The following is a 15,478-nucleotide window of genomic DNA, read 5'->3' on the forward strand; positions in this document are numbered from 1 at the left end:
CTCTGTGTTATCAGGCCTGCGGTTCGGCCTTCTTGCGGTAGCGTTTGCCGTATTTGAGTTGCTGAATGAGCAGGGCGGCCACGATCAGCGCCAGCCCTATGGGGGTGGCCGGATGTATGGCTTCGCCGATCAGCAGGTTGAGCAGCACCAGGGAGGCAAAGGGCGAGATGAAGATGAGGTTGCTGATGGGAGCCGTGTTGGTGGCGTGGCGCAGGGCCATCAGCCAGAGCACGAAGCCAAAGCCCATCTCGAACAGCCCCACATAGATGGCGCCGGCCCAGCCTTGCCAGGCGGTCATGTGGAAGTCGGCGAGCAGCCAGGTCGCCACGACGATGAAGGGCAGGCTGATGATGAAGCCCAGCAGCAGACTGACGATGGGATCCCCCTGATTACGGGTGTTGAGGATCCAGTAGCTGGCCCAGATGAAGGTAGAGACCAGCGCCAGGGTGACCCCGAGCGGGCTGTCGAAGTGTAGACCGAACACATCTCCCTTGGTGGCGATGACCAGGGCGCCGAAGTAACCCAGTACGATGGCAACTCCATCGCGGCGGCGCAGCTTCTGGCCGAGGAAGGGCACGGCCAGCAGGCTGAGGGTGATGGCCCAGGTGTAGTTGAGGGTCTGCGCCTGCTGGGCAGGCAGCAGATCATAGGCCTTGAACAGCAGCAGGTAATAGAGGAAGGGGTTCAATACGCCCAGCGCCAGATAGTAGTAGGGGCGCGCCTTGATGTAGCTCAGCAGCAGGGGAAGCTTGCCCTGCCTGGCGACGATGAGCCCCAACGTCAGGGTCGAGGTGAAAGCCGCCACGAGCAGTAGCTGCACCGGCTCGAAGTAGGTGAGGGAGATCTTGAAGGCGGTGGCCACCGTCGACCAGAGGGCGACGGCGCAGAGTCCATATTGATAGGCTTTCTTCTGATCTTTGATCATCTGGGGTCGTTCCGCTGACAGAGGCAAGGGCGCAGTCTAGCAGCCCGCTCGGGGCCTTGTCGTCACCACCGCATGGGGGACAATCCGGTCGGCGGCTGCGAGATCCATCCGTCCCACACCATTGCGCACAATCTGTCCGCCCTCTCTTGCGCGAATTGAAAAAATCCGTATAATCCCCTCCGCTTACCCATGAGGTAGCCAGACGATATGTCTGCTTGCTGAGCTTCCCGTTTACGAGTCGCCAGCCTTACAGTCCTCCCGATATGGGAGGAAACGTGAAAAATCGCACCTCTGGCGGGAATATTCTCGGTCGGGCGGTGTTGATTTATGTTCTTTTATCTATTGGAGCTCTGTCAATGCAGAACCAAAGAATCCGTATTCGCCTGAAGGCTTTTGATCATCGCCTGATTGATCAATCCACAGCGGAAATCGTTGAAACTGCAAAGCGCACCGGCGCGCAGGTTCGCGGTCCTATCCCGCTGCCGACTCGCAAAGAGCGCTTCACCGTCCTGATCTCCCCGCACGTCAACAAAGATGCGCGTGATCAGTACGAGATCCGCACTCACAAGCGTCTGGTAGACATCGTTGAACCGACTGACAAGACCGTTGACGCTCTGATGCGTCTGGATCTGGCAGCTGGTGTAGACGTCCAGATCAGCCTGGGTTAATTACGGAAAGAGGTTGATAACAATGACAATCGGTCTTGTAGGTCGCAAAGTGGGTATGACTCGCATCTTCACTGAAGATGGCGTTTCTATCCCGGTGACTGTTATCGAAGTTGAAGCTAACCGTGTAACTCAGGTCAAATCTGTAGAAACCGACGGCTACAACGCTATTCAGGTTACCACTGGCGCCAAAAAAGCCAGCCGTGTAACCAAGCCGGAAGCTGGCCACTTTGCCAAAGCTGGTGTAGAAGCCGGTCGCGGTCTGTGGGAATTCCGCTTGAACAACGGTGAAACTTTCACTGTTGGTAGCGAGCTGAAAGTAGATCTTCTCGCTGACGTTAAGATGGTAGACGTTACCGGCACATCCAAGGGTAAAGGTTTTGCGGGCACTGTTAAGCGCCACAACTTCCGTACCCAGGATATGACCCACGGTAACTCCTTGTCTCACCGCGCTCCGGGTTCTATCGGTCAGAACCAGACTCCGGGTCGTGTATTCAAGGGCAAAAAGATGGCTGGTCACATGGGTGCTGAGCGTGTAACGACTCAGAACCTGGAACTGGTTCGTGTTGACGCTGAACGTAACCTGCTGCTCATCAAAGGTGCAGTACCGGGTGCAACCAACGGCAACGTGATCGTCAAACCTGCCGTCAAAGCGTAACGTCTGAGGAGATAGTAATGGAATTGGTAATGAAAGACGCCAAGAGCGCTCTTGAAGTTTCCGAGACTACCTTCGGGCGCGAATTCAACGAAGCTCTGGTTCACCAGGTCGTCGTTGCATATGCCGCTGGTGCCCGTCAGGGTACTCGTGCGCAGCTGACTCGCTCTGAAGTGTCTGGTGGCGGCAAAAAGCCGTGGCGTCAGAAGGGTACTGGTCGTGCCCGTGCTGGCTCCATCCGTTCGCCCATTTGGCGTTCCGGTGGTGTGACCTTTGCTGCTAAGCCGCAAGATCACAGCCAAAAAGTAAACAAGAAGATGTACCGCGGCGCTATCCGTAGCATCCTGTCCGAGCTGGTACGTCAAGAGCGCCTGATCGTTGTTGAGAAATTCGGCATCGAAGCGCCGAAGACTAAAGAACTGATCGCCAAGCTGAAAGAGATGGAACTGACTGACGTTCTGATCGTGACTGCTGAAGTCGATGAGAACCTGTTCCTGGCTGCTCGCAACCTGTACAAAGTTGACGTGCGTGACGTTGCCGGTATCGACCCGGTCAGCCTGATCGCTTTCGACAAGATTCTGATGACTGCTGACGCAGTTAAGCAAATCGAGGAGATGCTGGCATGATCCGCGAAGAGCGTTTGTTGAAAGTTCTGAAGGCTCCGCATATCTCTGAAAAGAGCACCATGGTCGCAGAAAAGCAGAACACTATCGTGTTCAAGATTGCTGTTGATGCCACCAAGGCGGAAGTCAAAGCTGCAGTTGCGAAACTGTTCGAGGTCGAAGTTGAGACCGTCCGTACCCTGAACATGAAGGGTAAAACCAAGCGCTCAGGTGCGCGTGTAGGCCGTCGTTCCGATTGGAAAAAGGCTTATGTGACCCTGAAAGCTGGTCAGGACATCGACTTCATGGGCGCAGCCGAGTAAGAGGAGTTCTGAAAAATGGCAATCGTTAAGTGCAAGCCTACTTCTCCGGGCCGCCGCCACGTCGTTAAGATCGTCAACCAAGAGCTGTACAAGGGTAAGCCCTTCGCCGCTCTGCTGGACAGCAAAAGCAAGTCCGGTGGTCGTAACAACAACGGCCGTATCACCACCCGTCATATCGGTGGTGGTCACAAGCAACACTACCGTCTGGTCGACTTCAAGCGCGACAAAGACGGCATTCCGGCCAAAGTAGAGCGTCTGGAATACGATCCTAACCGTACCGCTAACATCGCCCTGGTGTTGTATGCAGACGGTGAGCGTCGTTACATCCTGGCCCCGAAAGGCCTGAAAGCTGGTGATGCAATCGCTTCTGGTGCTGATGCTGCGATCAAGGTAGGTAACACCCTGCCGATGCGCAACATCCCGGTTGGTTCTACCGTTCACGCCGTTGAGATGAAACCTGGTAAAGGCGCCCAGCTGGCTCGTTCCGCTGGTACCTTCATCCAGATCCTGGCTCGTGATGGTAACTATGTAACTCTGCGTCTGCGTTCCGGCGAAGTACGTAAAGTTCTGGCCGAGTGCCGCGCCACCATCGGTGAAGTGGGTAACTCCGAGCACATGCTGCGTCAACTGGGTAAAGCCGGTGCAAACCGCTGGCGTGGTATTCGTCCGACCGTTCGCGGTATGGCGATGAACCCGGTTGATCACCCGCACGGTGGTGGTGAGGGTCGTAACAAGGGCATGCAGCCTGTGTCCCCATGGGGCCAGAAGGCTAAGGGCTTCAAGACCCGTAAGAACAAGCGTACCGACAAGTACATCGTACGTCGTCGTAACAAGTAATTGTTAACATAGAGGAATCACCATGCCACGTTCTCTCAAGAAGGGTCCATTTATTGACCTGCACTTGCTGAAGAAGGTAGAGAAAGCGGTGGAAAGCGGGGATAAAAAGCCGGTTAAGACCTGGTCCCGTCGTTCAATGATCATCCCGAACATGATCGGTTTGACCATCGCTGTCCATAATGGTCGTCAGCACGTTCCGGTTTTCGTTACCGAAGAAATGATCGGTCACAAACTGGGTGAATTCGCACCGACTCGTACTTATCGCGGCCATGCTGCTGATAAGAAGGCTAAGAAGCGCTAAGGGATAAATGATGGAAGCTATCGCTAAACACCGTTATGCCCGTACTTCTGCCCAGAAAGCTCGTCTGGTAGCCGATCAAGTACGTGGTCTGTCCGTAGACAAGGCTCTGAACCTCCTGACCTTCAGCCCGAAAAAGGCTGCAGTTCTGGTGAAGAAGGTGCTGGAATCTGCCATTGCAAACGCTGAGCACAACGAAGGCGCCGACATCGACGCCCTGCGTGTTGCCACCATCATGGTAGACGAAGGTCCCTCCATGAAGCGCATCCGCCCGCGTGCCAAAGGTCGCGCGGATCGTATCCTCAAGCGTACCGCTCACATCACTGTAGTGGTATCCGACGCTAAGGCTGGGAGATAAGCAATGGGTCAGAAAGTACATCCTAATGGCATTCGCCTGGGTATTACCAAGCCTTGGAATTCTACCTGGTTCGCGAACACCAAAGACTTCGCTGACAACCTGTACAGCGATTTCCAAGTACGCCAGTTCCTGACCAAGGAGCTGAAAAACGCCTCCTTGTCCAAGATCACCATCGAGCGTCCGGCCAAGAGCATCCGTGTGACCATTCACACCGCTCGTCCGGGTGTCGTGATCGGCAAGAAAGGCGAAGACGTTGAGAAACTGCGCAAAGCCGTCGCCGTCATTGCTGGCGTGCCTGCTCAGATCAACATTTCCGAAGTCCGCAAGCCGGAGCTGGATGGCAAACTCGTTGCCGACAGCATCACTTCCCAGCTGGAACGTCGCGTTATGTTCCGTCGTGCTATGAAGCGCGCCGTACAGAACGCCATGCGCCTGGGTGCCAAGGGCATCAAAGTGGAAGTGTCCGGTCGTCTGGGCGGCGCTGAAATCGCGCGTACCGAATGGTACCGTGAAGGTCGTGTGCCGTTGCACACCCTGCGTGCCGACATCGACTACGCAACTTCTGAAGCCCACACCACTTACGGTGTGATCGGCGTCAAAGTTTGGATCTTCAAGGGCGAAGTTCTGGGCGGTCTGGCTGCAGTCAATGCTGCCGCTGCTCAAGAGCAAGCTCCTGCAAAGCCCAAGCGTGACAACAAGCGCCGCGCTGCTAAGTAAGGAGATTCGGTAAATGTTGCAACCTAAGCGTACTAAATTCCGCAAGACCCATAAGGGTCGTAACCGCGGTCTGGCCAACTCTGGTAACGAAGTATCCTTCGGTACCTTTGGCCTGAAGGCGACTACCCGTGGTCAACTGACTGCTCGTCAAATCGAAGCAGCCCGTCGTGCCATGACCCGTCACGTTAAGCGTCAGGGTAAGATCTGGATCCGTGTGTTCCCGGACAAGCCGATTACCGAAAAGCCCCTCGAAGTTCGTATGGGTAAAGGTAAGGGTAACGTCGAATACTGGGTATGCCCGATCCAACCTGGCAAGGTTCTGTACGAGATGGATGGTGTTCCTGAGGCTTTGGCTCGTGAAGCCTTCGCCCTGGCTGCTGCCAAGCTGTCCGTTCAGACCACTTTCGTAATTAAGACGGTGATGTGATGAAAGCCCAAGATCTGCGTCAAAAGAGCGTCGATGAACTGAACCAGGAACTGCTGGGTCTGCTGCGTGAGCAATTCAACATGCGCATGCAAGCTTCCACCGGTCAGCTGGCTCAGACTCACACTCTGAAACAAGTGCGTCGTGACGTCGCACGTATCAAGACTGTACTGACAGAGAAGGCAGGTGCGTAATGACTGATAAAATCCGTACTCTGCAAGGTCGTGTGATTAGCGACAAGATGGACAAGTCCATCACCGTCGCTATCGAGCGCAAGGTAAAGCACCCGATCTACGGTAAGATCATCAAGCGCACTACCAAGCTGCACGTACATGACGAAAACAACGAGTGTAAAGCTGGTGACCTCGTGGAAATCCGCGAATGCCGCCCGCTGTCCAAGACCAAGTCCTGGACCCTGGTTGCTGTCGTAGAAAAGGCCTAATCGGTTCTTTTTTGCCCAAACGGCCCCTTATCGGGGCCGTTTGTTTTTTAGGCTACCTTTTCGAAAATAGCTGTGTTATAGTTTCGCGCCTTTTGAAGGCAGCCAGATCCCCCAAAGGGATAAGAAGTAAACAAAGCGGAGCACTAAGATGATCCAGATGCAAAGTATGCTGGGTGTTGCCGACAACTCCGGCGCTCGCAGTGTAATGTGTATTAAGGTTCTGGGTGGTTCGCACCGCCGTTATGCCGGCATCGGCGACATCATCAAGGTTTCCATCAAGGAAGCTATTCCTCGCGGTAAAGTGAAGAAAGGTGATGTGTATAACGCGGTGGTCGTACGCACCCGTAAAGGCGTTCGTCGTCCGGACGGCTCTGTCATCCGTTTCGACAACAATGCGGCTGTGTTGCTTAACAACAACCAACAGCCAATCGGTACTCGTATTTTTGGCCCGGTGACCCGTGAACTCCGTAATGAGAAGTTCATGAAGATTGTGTCCCTGGCACCCGAAGTACTGTAAGGAGTCGAACGATGGCAGCTAAAATCCGTCGCGAAGACGAAGTGATTGTTCTTACCGGCAAAGACAAGGGCAAGCGTGGCAAAGTCACTCAAGTCCTGATTGCAAAAGGTAAGGTTATCGTGGAAGGTCTCAACCAGGTGAAGAAACACCAGAAGCCGGTACCCGCATTGGGTCAGGCTGGCGGTATCGTCACCAAAGAAGCCCCCATTGATGTATCTAACGTAGCGCTGTTCAACTCTGCCACTGGCAAAGCTGACCGCGTTGGTTTCCGGGTTGAAGACGGCAAGAAAGTCCGTTTCTTCAAATCCACCGGCGAACTTGTGAAGTAATTGGAGTTTAACGATGGCGAAACTGCATGATTACTACAAATCCGATGTAGTAAATGAACTGTCCAAGCAGTTCGGTTACAAGACTATCATGCAAGTCCCTCGGATCGAGAAAATCACCCTGAACATGGGTGTTGGTGAGGCGATCTCTGACAAGAAATTGCTGGAAAATGCTGCTGCCGATATGGCTGCCATTTCCGGTCAGAAACCGCTGATCACCAAAGCACGCAAATCTGTTGCGGGCTTCAAGATTCGTGAAGGCTACCCGATAGGTTGTAAAGTAACCCTGCGTGGCGAGCGTATGTGGGAGTTCCTGGAACGGCTGATTTGCATCTCCGTACCGCGTATCCGTGACTTCCGTGGTCTGAACGCTAAGGCGTTCGATGGCCGTGGTAACTACTCCATGGGCGTGCGTGAGCAAATCATCTTCCCGGAAATCGACTATGACAAGGTCGATCGCGTCCGTGGTCTGGATATCACCATCACCACTTCCGCGAATACCGACGAAGAAGGCCGTGCTCTGCTGGCTGCCTTTAACTTCCCATTCCGCAAGTAAGGTTAGGGTTATGGCTAAAACATCCATGAAAGCACGTGAAGCAAAGCGTGCGAAGCTGGTAGCCAAGTTCGCCACTAAGCGAACCGAGCTGAAAGCTATCATCGTTGATATGAACGCTTCTGAAGAAGCGCGTTGGGATGCTGTCTTGCAACTGCAACAGCTGCCCCGTGATTCCAGTCCGTCCCGCCAGCGTAACCGTTGCAATATTACTGGTCGTCCGCACGGTTTCCTGCGCAAGTTTGGTCTGTCTCGCATCAAGGTGCGTGAGCATGCCATGAAGGGCGAAATTCCAGGCCTCAAAAAGGCCTCTTGGTAAGAATCTCGGGAGTTAGACTATGAGCATGCAAGATCCGATCGCGGATATGCTGACCCGCATCCGTAACGGTCAGGCGGCGAGCAAAGTTGCGGTTTCCATGCCTTCTTCCAAGCTGAAAGTGGCAATTGCCAAAGTGCTGAAAGAAGAAGGTTACATCGCTGGCTACTCCGTAGCAGGTGATGTGAAGCCGGAGCTGGAAATTGAACTGAAATATTTCCAGGGCAAGCCGGTTGTAGAACTGATCCAACGCGTGAGCCGTCCCGGCCTGCGTATTTACAAGCGCACTACTGATCTGCCGAAAGTTATGGGCGGTCTCGGTGTTGCTATCGTGTCCACGTCTAAAGGTGTGATGACCGACCGTGCTGCCCGCAAGGCAAGCATGGGTGGTGAGATCATCTGCTACGTCGCTTAATTAGGAGGTCGGAAATGTCTCGCGTTGCTAAGGCACCCGTCACTATTCCTGCTGGCGTAGAGGTGACTCTGAACGGTCAGGAACTGTCCATCAAAGGTGGTAAAGGTTCTCTGGTTAGTTCCATCCACGCCGGTGTAGAAGTGACCAAAGAAGACAATGTACTGAAGTTCGCCCCGCGCGACGGCATCGCTGGTGCTGACGCTCAGGCCGGTACTGCCCGTGCATTGGTCAACAACATGGTAATCGGTGTTACCCAAGGCTTCGAGCGTAAGCTGCAGCTGGTTGGTGTAGGCTACAAAGCCTCCATCAAGGGCAATGCTGTCGCGCTGGCCCTGGGCTTCTCTCACCCGGTAGAGCATGCGCTGCCGGCTGGTGTCACCGCTGAATGCCCGACCGCTACTGAGATCGTTCTCCGTGGTGTGGACAAGCAGCTGGTTGGCCAAGTCGCCGCCGACATCCGTTCTTACCGCGCTCCGGAGCCCTACAAGGGCAAGGGTGTACGCTATGCCAACGAGCAAGTGCGTACTAAAGAAGCTAAGAAGAAGTAAGGTAACACTATGGACAAGAAAGCAGCTCGTCTCCGTCGTGCTACTCGTGCTCGGAAGAAGATGCAGGAACTGGGAGCCACCCGTCTGGTTGTTCACCGTACCCCGCGTCACATCTACGCGCAGGTTATCGCAGCCAACGGTTCCGAAGTTCTGGCCTCTGCTTCTACAGTAGAGAAAGCCATCAGTGAAGCGCTCAAGTCTACCGGTAATGCTGATGCAGCTACCGCAGTAGGTAAAGCCATCGCTGAGCGAGCTATTGCCAAAGGCGTTCAGAACGTATCTTTCGATCGTTCCGGTTTCAAGTATCACGGTCGTGTAGCCGCTCTGGCTACCGCTGCTCGTGACGCTGGTCTTCAGTTCTAAGCTAGGAGTCGAAGATGGCTAAAGTCGAATCTCAAGCCGGCGAACTGCAAGAAAAGCTGATTGCAGTCAACCGTGTTTCGAAAACTGTTAAAGGTGGTCGTATCATGTCCTTCACCGCGTTGACCGTGGTGGGTGATGGTAACGGCCGTGTAGGTTACGGTTACGGTAAAGCCCGTGAAGTTCCAGCTGCCATTCAAAAGGCAATGGAACAGGCTAAGCGTAACCTGAACAAAGTTGAGCTGAACAATGGCACTCTGCACCACCCGGTGCGCGGTGTTCACTCTGGCTCCACCGTGTTCATGAAGCCGGCCTCACAAGGTACTGGTATCATTGCAGGCGGCGCTATGCGTGCCGTACTGGAAGTTGCTGGTATCCACAACGTGCTGGCTAAGACCTACGGTTCCACCAACCCAATCAACGTTGTTCGCGCAACTGTAGACGCTCTGGTGCAGGGTCAATCCCCGGCCCAGATCGCTGCCAAGCGTGGTCTGCGCGTTGAAGAAATTCTGGGGTAATGCGACATGGCTAACACTGTAAAAGTAACTCAAACTCGCAGCTCTATCGGCCGTCTGCCAAAGCACAAGGCGACTCTGCGTGGTCTGGGTCTGCGTCGCATTGGTCACACCGTTGAGCTGGAGGATACTCCTTGTGTACGCGGTATGATCAACCAGGTTTATTACATGGTTAAGGTGGAGGGCTAAGCATGCGTCTGAACACTCTGTCTCCGGCCCCAGGTTCCAAGTCTGCTAAGCACCGTCCGGGCCGTGGTATCGGTTCTGGTCTGGGCAAGACTGGTGGTCGTGGTGTTAAAGGCCAAACCTCTCGTTCCGGTGGCGGCAAAGTCCGCAACGGTTTCGAAGGCGGCCAGATGCCTTTGAAAATCCGTCTGCCGAAGTTCGGTTTCTTCTCTCGCAAGTCTTTGGTTTCTGCCGAAGTACGCCTGAACGAAATCGCCCTGGTAGAAGGTGATGTGGTCGATTTGAGCACTCTGAAGCAAGCCGGTGTTGTTACCAAGAACATCGTTTTCGCTAAAGTTGTTCTGTCTGGCAACATTGACCGTGCTGTGACCGTTCGTGGTCTGTCCGTCACCAAAGGTGCACGCGCAGCCATCGAGGCCGCTGGCGGTAAAATCGAGGAATAATCAGTACAATGGCTAAGAAACCAGGATTGGATGTTAAAGCACAGGGTGGTCTGAGTGAACTGAAGAGCCGTCTGCTCTTCGTTCTCGGGGCGATTATCGTTTTCCGTGCAGGCTCTTATGTGCCGATTCCTGGTATTGACGCCGCCGTACTGGCCGAGTTGTTCCAACAACAGAAGGGCACCATCATTGAGATGTTTAACATGTTCAGTGGTGGTGCACTCTCGCGTGCTTCTATTCTTGCGTTGGGGATCATGCCGTACATCTCGGCATCGATCATTATCCAGCTGCTGACTGTGGTTCACCCCGCTCTTGCTGAACTCAAGAAAGAAGGTGAATCCGGCCGTCGCAAGATTAGCCAATATACCCGTTGGGGCACGCTGGTTTTGGGAACTTTCCAGGCCATTGGTATTGCAACCGGTCTGCCGAATATGATGCAAGGACTCGTGAGTCATCCGGGTTTGGGCTTCTATTTCACAGCCGTTGTGAGTCTGGTCACCGGTACCATGTTCTTGATGTGGTTGGGTGAGCAGATTACCGAGCGTGGGATTGGTAATGGTATCTCGTTGATTATTTTCACAGGTATCGTTGCCGGTCTGCCTCATGCCATTGGCGCTACGGCCGAACAGGCACGTCAAGGGGAATTGCACATCCTGCTGTTGTTGTTGCTGGGCTTGATTGTTTTCGCAGTGACTTACTTTGTGGTGTTCGTGGAACGTGGTCAGCGTCGTATCGTCGTTAACTACGCCAAGCGTCAACAAGGCCGCCAGGTATTCGCCGCGCAAAGCACACACCTGCCATTGAAAGTAAATATGGCCGGTGTGATTCCTGCGATTTTCGCATCCAGCATCATCCTCTTCCCAGGGACCATCACCTCTTGGTTTGGTCAGGGCGAGGGCAAGGTAGCCGACGTGCTGCAACAGGTCTCTATGGTCCTGCAGCCGGGCCAACCCTTGTATGAGATGCTCTATGCAGCAGCCATTATCTTCTTCTGCTTCTTCTATACCGCGCTGGTGTTCAACCCTCGCGAGACAGCAGATAACCTGAAGAAGAGTGGAGCCTTTATCCCGGGGATCCGCCCGGGCGAGCAGACAGCACGTTACATCGATAAGGTTATGACTCGCCTGACATTGGCAGGTGCGCTCTATATCACCTTTATCTGTCTGGTACCCCAGTTCTTGATGACTGCTTGGAACGTACAGTTCTACTTCGGTGGCACTTCGCTGCTGATTATTGTGGTAGTTATCATGGACTTCATGGCTCAGGTACAAACCCATATGATGTCTCATCAATATGGCGACGTCCTGAGGAAGGCCAACCTGAAGGGCTACGGCCGCTAAAGGTCGGCGTAGTTACGGAGTTAAGCAATGAAAGTTCGTGCTTCCGTTAAGGCAATCTGCCGTAACTGCAAAATCATCAAGCGTCACGGTGTGGTGCGTGTGATTTGCAGCGAGCCAAAGCATAAACAGCGCCAAGGCTAATTTTTTACGGTTAGTACTTGCAACAAATAGTTGTGCTGGCTAATATAGCCAGCCAACTTTTGTTGTGTATTGGTTGACCGCCACGTATCCGCTCACGGGCTTTGTGGTGGTCGTTATCTACGCTACGTAGGAGTGAACAGTGGCCCGTATCGCTGGCATTAACATTCCTGACCATAAGCATGCAGTCATTGCGTTGACTGCGATTTATGGCGTCGGTCGTACCCGCTCCAAGGCCATCTGTGCCGCAGCCGGTATTGCTGAGAATGTGAAAATTAAAGACTTGGACGAAGCTCAGATCGAAAGTCTGCGCGAGCAAGTAGGTAAATTCACCGTTGAAGGTGACTTGCGTCGTCAGATTTCCATGAACATCAAACGCTTGATGGATCTGGGTTGCTACCGTGGTTTGCGTCACCGTCGTAGCCTGCCTGTTCGTGGTCAACGTACCAAGACCAATGCTCGTACCCGTAAGGGTCCGCGCAAGGCTATCAAGAAGTAACGGGAAGGTAGAAAATGGCTAAAACTCCGACTCGTGCTCGCAAGCGCGTTAAAAAGCAAGTGAGCGACGGTATTGCGCACGTTCATGCATCTTTCAACAACACAATCGTGACCATTACTGACCGTCAGGGCAATGCTCTGTCTTGGGCTACCTCTGGTGGTTCCGGTTTCCGTGGTTCCCGTAAGTCCACTCCGTTTGCTGCCCAGGTAGCTGCTGAGCGTGCTGGTGAGATCGCCAAAGAATACGGCGTGAAGAACCTGGAAGTCATGGTTAAAGGTCCGGGTCCCGGTCGTGAGTCTTCCATCCGCGCTCTGAACGCGGCTGGTTTCCGCATCACTAATATTACTGATGTGACTCCGATCCCGCACAACGGTTGTCGTCCTCCCAAGAAGCGCCGCGTATAACGCTGTAGCTACTTGGTCTAGGATTGTTGGAGAAAGAAGATGGCAAGATATATCGGTCCTAAGCTTAAGCTTAGCCGTCGTGAGGGCACCGACCTCTTCCTGAAGTCTGGTGTTCGTGCGATTGATTCTAAGTGCAAGATTGACACCGTTCCTGGTCAACACGGTGCGCGTAAAGCGCGTCTGTCTGACTACGGTGTACAACTGCGCGAGAAACAAAAAGTACGTCGTATCTACGGCGTATTGGAAAAACAGTTCCGCAACTACTACCGCGACGCTGCCCGTCAAAAGGGTAACACCGGTGAGAACCTGTTGCAGCTGCTGGAAGGTCGTCTGGACAACGTCGTCTACCGTATGGGCTTCGGCGCTACCCGTGCTGAATCTCGTCAGCTGGTGAGCCACAAGGCCATCATGGTAAACGGCCGCGTTGTGAATGTTCCTTCTTTCCAGGTATCCCCTGAGGACGTGATCTGCGTTCGTGAGAAGGCTAAGAAGCAAGCGCGTATCAAAGCTTCCCTGGAAGTTGCTGGTCAGCGCGAGAAGCCGACTTGGGTAGAGGTTGACACTGCTAAGATGGAAGGTGCCTTCAAGCGCCTGCCAGAGCGTTCCGACCTGTCTGCCGACATTAACGAACAGCTGATCGTCGAGCTTTACTCCAAGTAAAGCTAGCTTCTAAAGAGAGGACACAATGCTGGGTTCTGTAACAGATTTTCTTAAACCGCGGCTGGTTGACATCGAGCAAGTTAGCCCGACTCACGCAAAAGTGACTCTCGAGCCGCTTGAACGTGGCTTTGGTCACACGCTGGGTAATGCCCTGCGTCGTATTTTGCTGTCATCTATGCCCGGTTGTGCGGTTACTGAAGTCGAGATCGACGGAGTACTGCACGAGTACAGCAGCAAAGAAGGTGTACAGGAAGACATACTGGAAATCCTGCTTAACCTGAAAGGTATCGCTGTGAAGCTGGAAGGCAAGGACGAGGTAACTCTGTCCCTGACCAAGTCTGGAACAGGCCCCGTTACCGCTGGTGATATCACTCACGGTGATGAAGTCGAGATCGTAAACCCGGAGCACGTAATCTGCCACCTGACTGGTGCCAATGCTGAAATCAGCATGCGCCTGAAAGTTCAGCGCGGTCGTGGTTATGTGCCTGCTTCTGCTCGTGTTCACAACGATGATGAAGAGCGTCCTATTGGTCGCCTGCTGCTGGACTCCGCGTTCAGCCCCATCGTTCGCATTGCCTACAATGTCGAAGCGGCACGTGTAGAACAGCGCACCGACTTGGACAAGCTGGTCATCGACATGGAGACCAACGGTACTCTGGATCCAGAAGAAGCCATCCGTCGTTCTGCCACTATTCTGGCCGAGCAACTGGAAGCCTTCGTGGATCTGCGCGATGTCAGCGTGCCTGAGAAGAAAGAAGAGAAACCCGAGTTTGATCCGATTCTGCTACGTCCTGTCGATGATTTGGAGCTGACAGTTCGTTCTGCGAACTGTTTGAAGGCAGAAGCAATCCACTATATTGGTGATCTGGTACAGCGTACCGAAGTTGAGTTGCTTAAAACTCCTAACCTCGGTAAGAAGTCCCTGACTGAGATCAAGGATGTGTTGGCCTCCCGTGGTCTGTCTCTTGGCATGCGCCTTGAGAACTGGCCGCCCGCCAGCATCGCTGACGAGTAATCCAGATTACGGGTTTCACAGATTTAGTTAGAAGGATAAGGTCATGCGCCATCGTTTGAGTGGTCGTCAACTGAACCGGAACAGCAGCCACCGTCAGGCTATGTTCCGTAACATGGCCAGCTCCCTGGTTCGTCATGAGATCATCAAGACGACTCTGCCTAAGGCAAAAGAGCTGCGTCGTGTAGTTGAACCGCTGATCACCCTTGCCAAGACCGATAGCGTTGCTAATCGTCGTCTGGCATTTGCCCGCACTCGCGATAACGCGATCGTGGCTAAGCTGTTCAATGAATTGGGCCCGCGCTACCTGGAGCGCGCCGGCGGTTATACTCGCATTCTGAAATGCGGTTTCCGTGCAGGCGACAACGCCCCTATGGCTTACATTGAGCTGGTAGACCGCCCGGCCGCTGCTGAAGCAGCTGCTGAGTGATAAAGAAAAAGCCGGGCTTGTCCCGGCTTTTCTTTTAATGGATCCTGATACAGCCTCAACAGCCTCAACAGCCTCAACAGCCTCAACAGCCTCAACAGCCTCAACAGCCTCAACAGCCTCAACAGCCTCAACTGTACTTCAGACCTTTATCTAGACGTACCTTATAGAGAGACCTCTAATCCTGAGGTGATCGTTCATTCACCTGGTGCTGAATGCACGCCTATTAATTGATGAGCTGAGTTGCAGATAAAGGAAGGTGGTCAATCTAGCCTTATTCCAGCCATTCTGTGGATAAGTTTGTATAAAAGCTGTGTTTTGTTATGAATAACTAAGAAAGTGCAGATTATTGCAGTTTTATTTCAATTTACCCCTTGCCAGTGTGATCAATCTCTCTATAATGCGCCACATCGACAGGGCAAGCGGCAACGCAGTTAAGCCAGTCGGTGCCTCGAAAAGCCTCTGAAAATAAGGCTTGACTCGAGAAGGCGGTTGAGTAGAATGCCACTCCCGCAGCAGCCAAAAGCTGCGTCGCTCTTTAACAATTTGAATCAAGCAATCTGTGTGGGCACTCAC

At 53.5% G+C, this 15,478-nt stretch carries 30 protein-coding genes; 28 read left to right on the forward strand and 2 right to left on the reverse strand.

Features of this window, described 5'->3' with window-relative positions:
• Positions 1–10: 10 nt before the first annotated feature.
• Positions 11–925 carry a DMT family transporter gene (locus MM194_RS11280; RefSeq protein ID WP_241343622.1) on the reverse strand — a complete coding sequence of 305 codons (915 nt, stop codon included), beginning with the start codon at positions 923–925 and terminating at the stop codon, positions 11–13.
• Between the two features lie 356 nt (positions 926–1,281).
• On the opposite strand from MM194_RS11280, the gene rpsJ reads away from it, so the two are divergent.
• The 28 genes from rpsJ to rplQ all read left to right on the forward strand — a co-directional run bounded on the left by rpsJ (position 1,282) and on the right by rplQ (position 14,905).
• Positions 1,282–1,593, forward strand: a complete 312-nt coding sequence (gene rpsJ, locus MM194_RS11285) for a 30S ribosomal protein S10 (protein WP_005307944.1) — start codon at positions 1,282–1,284, stop codon at positions 1,591–1,593.
• A 22-nt stretch (positions 1,594–1,615) separates the two neighbouring features.
• Positions 1,616–2,248 (forward strand): 50S ribosomal protein L3, encoded by a 633-nt coding sequence (gene rplC, locus MM194_RS11290; protein WP_005319753.1) that lies wholly within the window; start codon positions 1,616–1,618, stop codon positions 2,246–2,248.
• A 17-nt stretch (positions 2,249–2,265) separates the two neighbouring features.
• Complete coding sequence (gene rplD / locus MM194_RS11295; RefSeq protein WP_025325386.1) at positions 2,266–2,871, forward strand: 50S ribosomal protein L4; 606 nt, start codon at positions 2,266–2,268, stop codon at positions 2,869–2,871.
• Positions 2,871–3,170, forward strand: coding sequence for a 50S ribosomal protein L23 (gene rplW / locus MM194_RS11300; protein WP_343212775.1), 300 nt, complete (start codon positions 2,871–2,873; stop codon positions 3,168–3,170). The genes rplD and rplW overlap by 1 nt, the downstream gene beginning before the upstream one ends.
• 15 nt (positions 3,171–3,185) lie before the next feature.
• Positions 3,186–4,007 carry a 50S ribosomal protein L2 gene (rplB, locus tag MM194_RS11305; RefSeq protein ID WP_033130006.1) on the forward strand — a complete coding sequence of 274 codons (822 nt, stop codon included), beginning with the start codon at positions 3,186–3,188 and terminating at the stop codon, positions 4,005–4,007.
• A gap of 22 nt (positions 4,008–4,029) precedes the next feature.
• Positions 4,030–4,308 (forward strand): 30S ribosomal protein S19, encoded by a 279-nt coding sequence (gene rpsS / locus MM194_RS11310; protein WP_005307960.1) that lies wholly within the window; start codon positions 4,030–4,032, stop codon positions 4,306–4,308.
• Positions 4,309–4,318: 10 nt separating this feature from the next.
• Positions 4,319–4,663, forward strand: coding sequence for a 50S ribosomal protein L22 (rplV, locus tag MM194_RS11315; protein WP_033130007.1), 345 nt, complete (start codon positions 4,319–4,321; stop codon positions 4,661–4,663).
• Positions 4,664–4,666: 3 nt separating this feature from the next.
• Entirely contained in the window at positions 4,667–5,380 is a 714-nt protein-coding gene (gene rpsC / locus MM194_RS11320) for a 30S ribosomal protein S3 (RefSeq protein ID WP_033130008.1), read from the forward strand.
• A gap of 13 nt (positions 5,381–5,393) precedes the next feature.
• Positions 5,394–5,807, forward strand: coding sequence for a 50S ribosomal protein L16 (rplP, locus tag MM194_RS11325; protein ID WP_033130009.1), 414 nt, complete (start codon positions 5,394–5,396; stop codon positions 5,805–5,807).
• Positions 5,807–5,998 (forward strand): 50S ribosomal protein L29, encoded by a 192-nt coding sequence (gene rpmC, locus MM194_RS11330; protein WP_005319733.1) that lies wholly within the window; start codon positions 5,807–5,809, stop codon positions 5,996–5,998. The genes rplP and rpmC overlap by 1 nt, the downstream gene beginning before the upstream one ends.
• Positions 5,998–6,246, forward strand: coding sequence for a 30S ribosomal protein S17 (rpsQ, locus tag MM194_RS11335; RefSeq protein WP_005307966.1), 249 nt, complete (start codon positions 5,998–6,000; stop codon positions 6,244–6,246). The genes rpmC and rpsQ overlap by 1 nt, the downstream gene beginning before the upstream one ends.
• A gap of 148 nt (positions 6,247–6,394) precedes the next feature.
• Positions 6,395–6,763 carry a 50S ribosomal protein L14 gene (rplN, locus tag MM194_RS11340; RefSeq protein WP_005307975.1) on the forward strand — a complete coding sequence of 123 codons (369 nt, stop codon included), beginning with the start codon at positions 6,395–6,397 and terminating at the stop codon, positions 6,761–6,763.
• 11 nt (positions 6,764–6,774) lie between these two features.
• The gene (rplX, locus tag MM194_RS11345; RefSeq protein WP_033130010.1) at positions 6,775–7,092 is read left to right on the forward strand and encodes a 50S ribosomal protein L24; all 318 of its coding nucleotides are present in this window, start codon (positions 6,775–6,777) and stop codon (positions 7,090–7,092) included.
• A gap of 13 nt (positions 7,093–7,105) precedes the next feature.
• A complete protein-coding gene (rplE, locus tag MM194_RS11350) occupies positions 7,106–7,645 on the forward strand; it encodes a 50S ribosomal protein L5 (RefSeq protein WP_005331162.1) in 540 nt (179 codons plus the stop codon).
• Between the two features lie 10 nt (positions 7,646–7,655).
• Positions 7,656–7,961 carry a 30S ribosomal protein S14 gene (gene rpsN, locus MM194_RS11355; RefSeq protein WP_005319722.1) on the forward strand — a complete coding sequence of 102 codons (306 nt, stop codon included), beginning with the start codon at positions 7,656–7,658 and terminating at the stop codon, positions 7,959–7,961.
• A gap of 19 nt (positions 7,962–7,980) precedes the next feature.
• Complete coding sequence (gene rpsH, locus MM194_RS11360) at positions 7,981–8,373, forward strand: 30S ribosomal protein S8 (RefSeq protein ID WP_005307980.1); 393 nt, start codon at positions 7,981–7,983, stop codon at positions 8,371–8,373.
• 14 nt (positions 8,374–8,387) lie between these two features.
• Positions 8,388–8,921, forward strand: a complete 534-nt coding sequence (gene rplF / locus MM194_RS11365; protein ID WP_033130011.1) for a 50S ribosomal protein L6 — start codon at positions 8,388–8,390, stop codon at positions 8,919–8,921.
• A gap of 9 nt (positions 8,922–8,930) precedes the next feature.
• On the forward strand, positions 8,931–9,284 hold the full coding sequence (gene rplR, locus MM194_RS11370) for a 50S ribosomal protein L18 (protein ID WP_033130012.1): 354 nt from the start codon (positions 8,931–8,933) through the stop codon (positions 9,282–9,284).
• A gap of 14 nt (positions 9,285–9,298) precedes the next feature.
• A complete protein-coding gene (gene rpsE, locus MM194_RS11375) occupies positions 9,299–9,799 on the forward strand; it encodes a 30S ribosomal protein S5 (protein WP_011704318.1) in 501 nt (166 codons plus the stop codon).
• Positions 9,800–9,805: 6 nt separating this feature from the next.
• Positions 9,806–9,985, forward strand: coding sequence for a 50S ribosomal protein L30 (gene rpmD / locus MM194_RS11380; protein ID WP_005307985.1), 180 nt, complete (start codon positions 9,806–9,808; stop codon positions 9,983–9,985).
• A gap of 2 nt (positions 9,986–9,987) precedes the next feature.
• Positions 9,988–10,425 (forward strand): 50S ribosomal protein L15, encoded by a 438-nt coding sequence (rplO, locus tag MM194_RS11385; RefSeq protein WP_033130013.1) that lies wholly within the window; start codon positions 9,988–9,990, stop codon positions 10,423–10,425.
• 8 nt (positions 10,426–10,433) lie between these two features.
• A complete protein-coding gene (gene secY / locus MM194_RS11390) occupies positions 10,434–11,762 on the forward strand; it encodes a preprotein translocase subunit SecY (protein WP_033130014.1) in 1,329 nt (442 codons plus the stop codon).
• A gap of 27 nt (positions 11,763–11,789) precedes the next feature.
• Entirely contained in the window at positions 11,790–11,903 is a 114-nt protein-coding gene (rpmJ, locus tag MM194_RS11395; protein ID WP_005319705.1) for a 50S ribosomal protein L36, read from the forward strand.
• A 139-nt stretch (positions 11,904–12,042) separates the two neighbouring features.
• Positions 12,043–12,399 carry a 30S ribosomal protein S13 gene (gene rpsM / locus MM194_RS11400; protein WP_005307991.1) on the forward strand — a complete coding sequence of 119 codons (357 nt, stop codon included), beginning with the start codon at positions 12,043–12,045 and terminating at the stop codon, positions 12,397–12,399.
• Between the two features lie 14 nt (positions 12,400–12,413).
• Entirely contained in the window at positions 12,414–12,803 is a 390-nt protein-coding gene (gene rpsK / locus MM194_RS11405; RefSeq protein WP_005319702.1) for a 30S ribosomal protein S11, read from the forward strand.
• A gap of 39 nt (positions 12,804–12,842) precedes the next feature.
• A complete protein-coding gene (gene rpsD, locus MM194_RS11410; RefSeq protein ID WP_033130015.1) occupies positions 12,843–13,463 on the forward strand; it encodes a 30S ribosomal protein S4 in 621 nt (206 codons plus the stop codon).
• A gap of 25 nt (positions 13,464–13,488) precedes the next feature.
• Positions 13,489–14,478, forward strand: coding sequence for a DNA-directed RNA polymerase subunit alpha (gene rpoA, locus MM194_RS11415; protein WP_005307997.1), 990 nt, complete (start codon positions 13,489–13,491; stop codon positions 14,476–14,478).
• A 43-nt stretch (positions 14,479–14,521) separates the two neighbouring features.
• Positions 14,522–14,905 carry a 50S ribosomal protein L17 gene (gene rplQ, locus MM194_RS11420; protein WP_005307999.1) on the forward strand — a complete coding sequence of 128 codons (384 nt, stop codon included), beginning with the start codon at positions 14,522–14,524 and terminating at the stop codon, positions 14,903–14,905.
• Between the two features lie 354 nt (positions 14,906–15,259).
• On the opposite strand, the gene MM194_RS11425 is transcribed toward rplQ, so the two are convergent.
• The coding region (locus MM194_RS11425; RefSeq protein WP_241343623.1) for a hypothetical protein at positions 15,260–15,478 on the reverse strand (219 nt) is incomplete at its 5' end.

This window comes from Aeromonas sp. MR16 (genome assembly GCF_022549315.1).
GTDB lineage: Bacteria > Pseudomonadota > Gammaproteobacteria > Enterobacterales > Aeromonadaceae > Aeromonas > Aeromonas aquatica.

Excerpts from the sequence above, each read along its gene's own strand:
- MM194_RS11280 (WP_241343622.1), bottom strand. The coding sequence starts at position 925 with ATGATCAAAGATCAGAAGAAAGCCTATCAATATGGACTCTGCGCCGTC.
- rpsJ (WP_005307944.1), top strand. The coding sequence starts at position 1,282 with ATGCAGAACCAAAGAATCCGTATTCGCCTGAAGGCTTTTGATCATCGC.
- rplC (WP_005319753.1), top strand. The coding sequence starts at position 1,616 with ATGACAATCGGTCTTGTAGGTCGCAAAGTGGGTATGACTCGCATCTTC.
- rplD (WP_025325386.1), top strand. The coding sequence starts at position 2,266 with ATGGAATTGGTAATGAAAGACGCCAAGAGCGCTCTTGAAGTTTCCGAG.
- rplB (WP_033130006.1), top strand. The coding sequence starts at position 3,186 with ATGGCAATCGTTAAGTGCAAGCCTACTTCTCCGGGCCGCCGCCACGTC.
- rpsS (WP_005307960.1), top strand. The coding sequence starts at position 4,030 with ATGCCACGTTCTCTCAAGAAGGGTCCATTTATTGACCTGCACTTGCTG.
- rplV (WP_033130007.1), top strand. The coding sequence starts at position 4,319 with ATGGAAGCTATCGCTAAACACCGTTATGCCCGTACTTCTGCCCAGAAA.
- rpsC (WP_033130008.1), top strand. The coding sequence starts at position 4,667 with ATGGGTCAGAAAGTACATCCTAATGGCATTCGCCTGGGTATTACCAAG.
- rplP (WP_033130009.1), top strand. The coding sequence starts at position 5,394 with ATGTTGCAACCTAAGCGTACTAAATTCCGCAAGACCCATAAGGGTCGT.
- rpmC (WP_005319733.1), top strand. The coding sequence starts at position 5,807 with ATGAAAGCCCAAGATCTGCGTCAAAAGAGCGTCGATGAACTGAACCAG.
- rpsQ (WP_005307966.1), top strand. The coding sequence starts at position 5,998 with ATGACTGATAAAATCCGTACTCTGCAAGGTCGTGTGATTAGCGACAAG.
- rplN (WP_005307975.1), top strand. The coding sequence starts at position 6,395 with ATGATCCAGATGCAAAGTATGCTGGGTGTTGCCGACAACTCCGGCGCT.
- rplX (WP_033130010.1), top strand. The coding sequence starts at position 6,775 with ATGGCAGCTAAAATCCGTCGCGAAGACGAAGTGATTGTTCTTACCGGC.
- rplE (WP_005331162.1), top strand. The coding sequence starts at position 7,106 with ATGGCGAAACTGCATGATTACTACAAATCCGATGTAGTAAATGAACTG.
- rpsN (WP_005319722.1), top strand. The coding sequence starts at position 7,656 with ATGGCTAAAACATCCATGAAAGCACGTGAAGCAAAGCGTGCGAAGCTG.
- rpsH (WP_005307980.1), top strand. The coding sequence starts at position 7,981 with ATGAGCATGCAAGATCCGATCGCGGATATGCTGACCCGCATCCGTAAC.
- rplF (WP_033130011.1), top strand. The coding sequence starts at position 8,388 with ATGTCTCGCGTTGCTAAGGCACCCGTCACTATTCCTGCTGGCGTAGAG.
- rplR (WP_033130012.1), top strand. The coding sequence starts at position 8,931 with ATGGACAAGAAAGCAGCTCGTCTCCGTCGTGCTACTCGTGCTCGGAAG.
- rpsE (WP_011704318.1), top strand. The coding sequence starts at position 9,299 with ATGGCTAAAGTCGAATCTCAAGCCGGCGAACTGCAAGAAAAGCTGATT.
- rpmD (WP_005307985.1), top strand. The coding sequence starts at position 9,806 with ATGGCTAACACTGTAAAAGTAACTCAAACTCGCAGCTCTATCGGCCGT.
- rplO (WP_033130013.1), top strand. The coding sequence starts at position 9,988 with ATGCGTCTGAACACTCTGTCTCCGGCCCCAGGTTCCAAGTCTGCTAAG.
- secY (WP_033130014.1), top strand. The coding sequence starts at position 10,434 with ATGGCTAAGAAACCAGGATTGGATGTTAAAGCACAGGGTGGTCTGAGT.
- rpmJ (WP_005319705.1), top strand. The coding sequence starts at position 11,790 with ATGAAAGTTCGTGCTTCCGTTAAGGCAATCTGCCGTAACTGCAAAATC.
- rpsK (WP_005319702.1), top strand. The coding sequence starts at position 12,414 with ATGGCTAAAACTCCGACTCGTGCTCGCAAGCGCGTTAAAAAGCAAGTG.
- rpsD (WP_033130015.1), top strand. The coding sequence starts at position 12,843 with ATGGCAAGATATATCGGTCCTAAGCTTAAGCTTAGCCGTCGTGAGGGC.
- rpoA (WP_005307997.1), top strand. The coding sequence starts at position 13,489 with ATGCTGGGTTCTGTAACAGATTTTCTTAAACCGCGGCTGGTTGACATC.
- rplQ (WP_005307999.1), top strand. The coding sequence starts at position 14,522 with ATGCGCCATCGTTTGAGTGGTCGTCAACTGAACCGGAACAGCAGCCAC.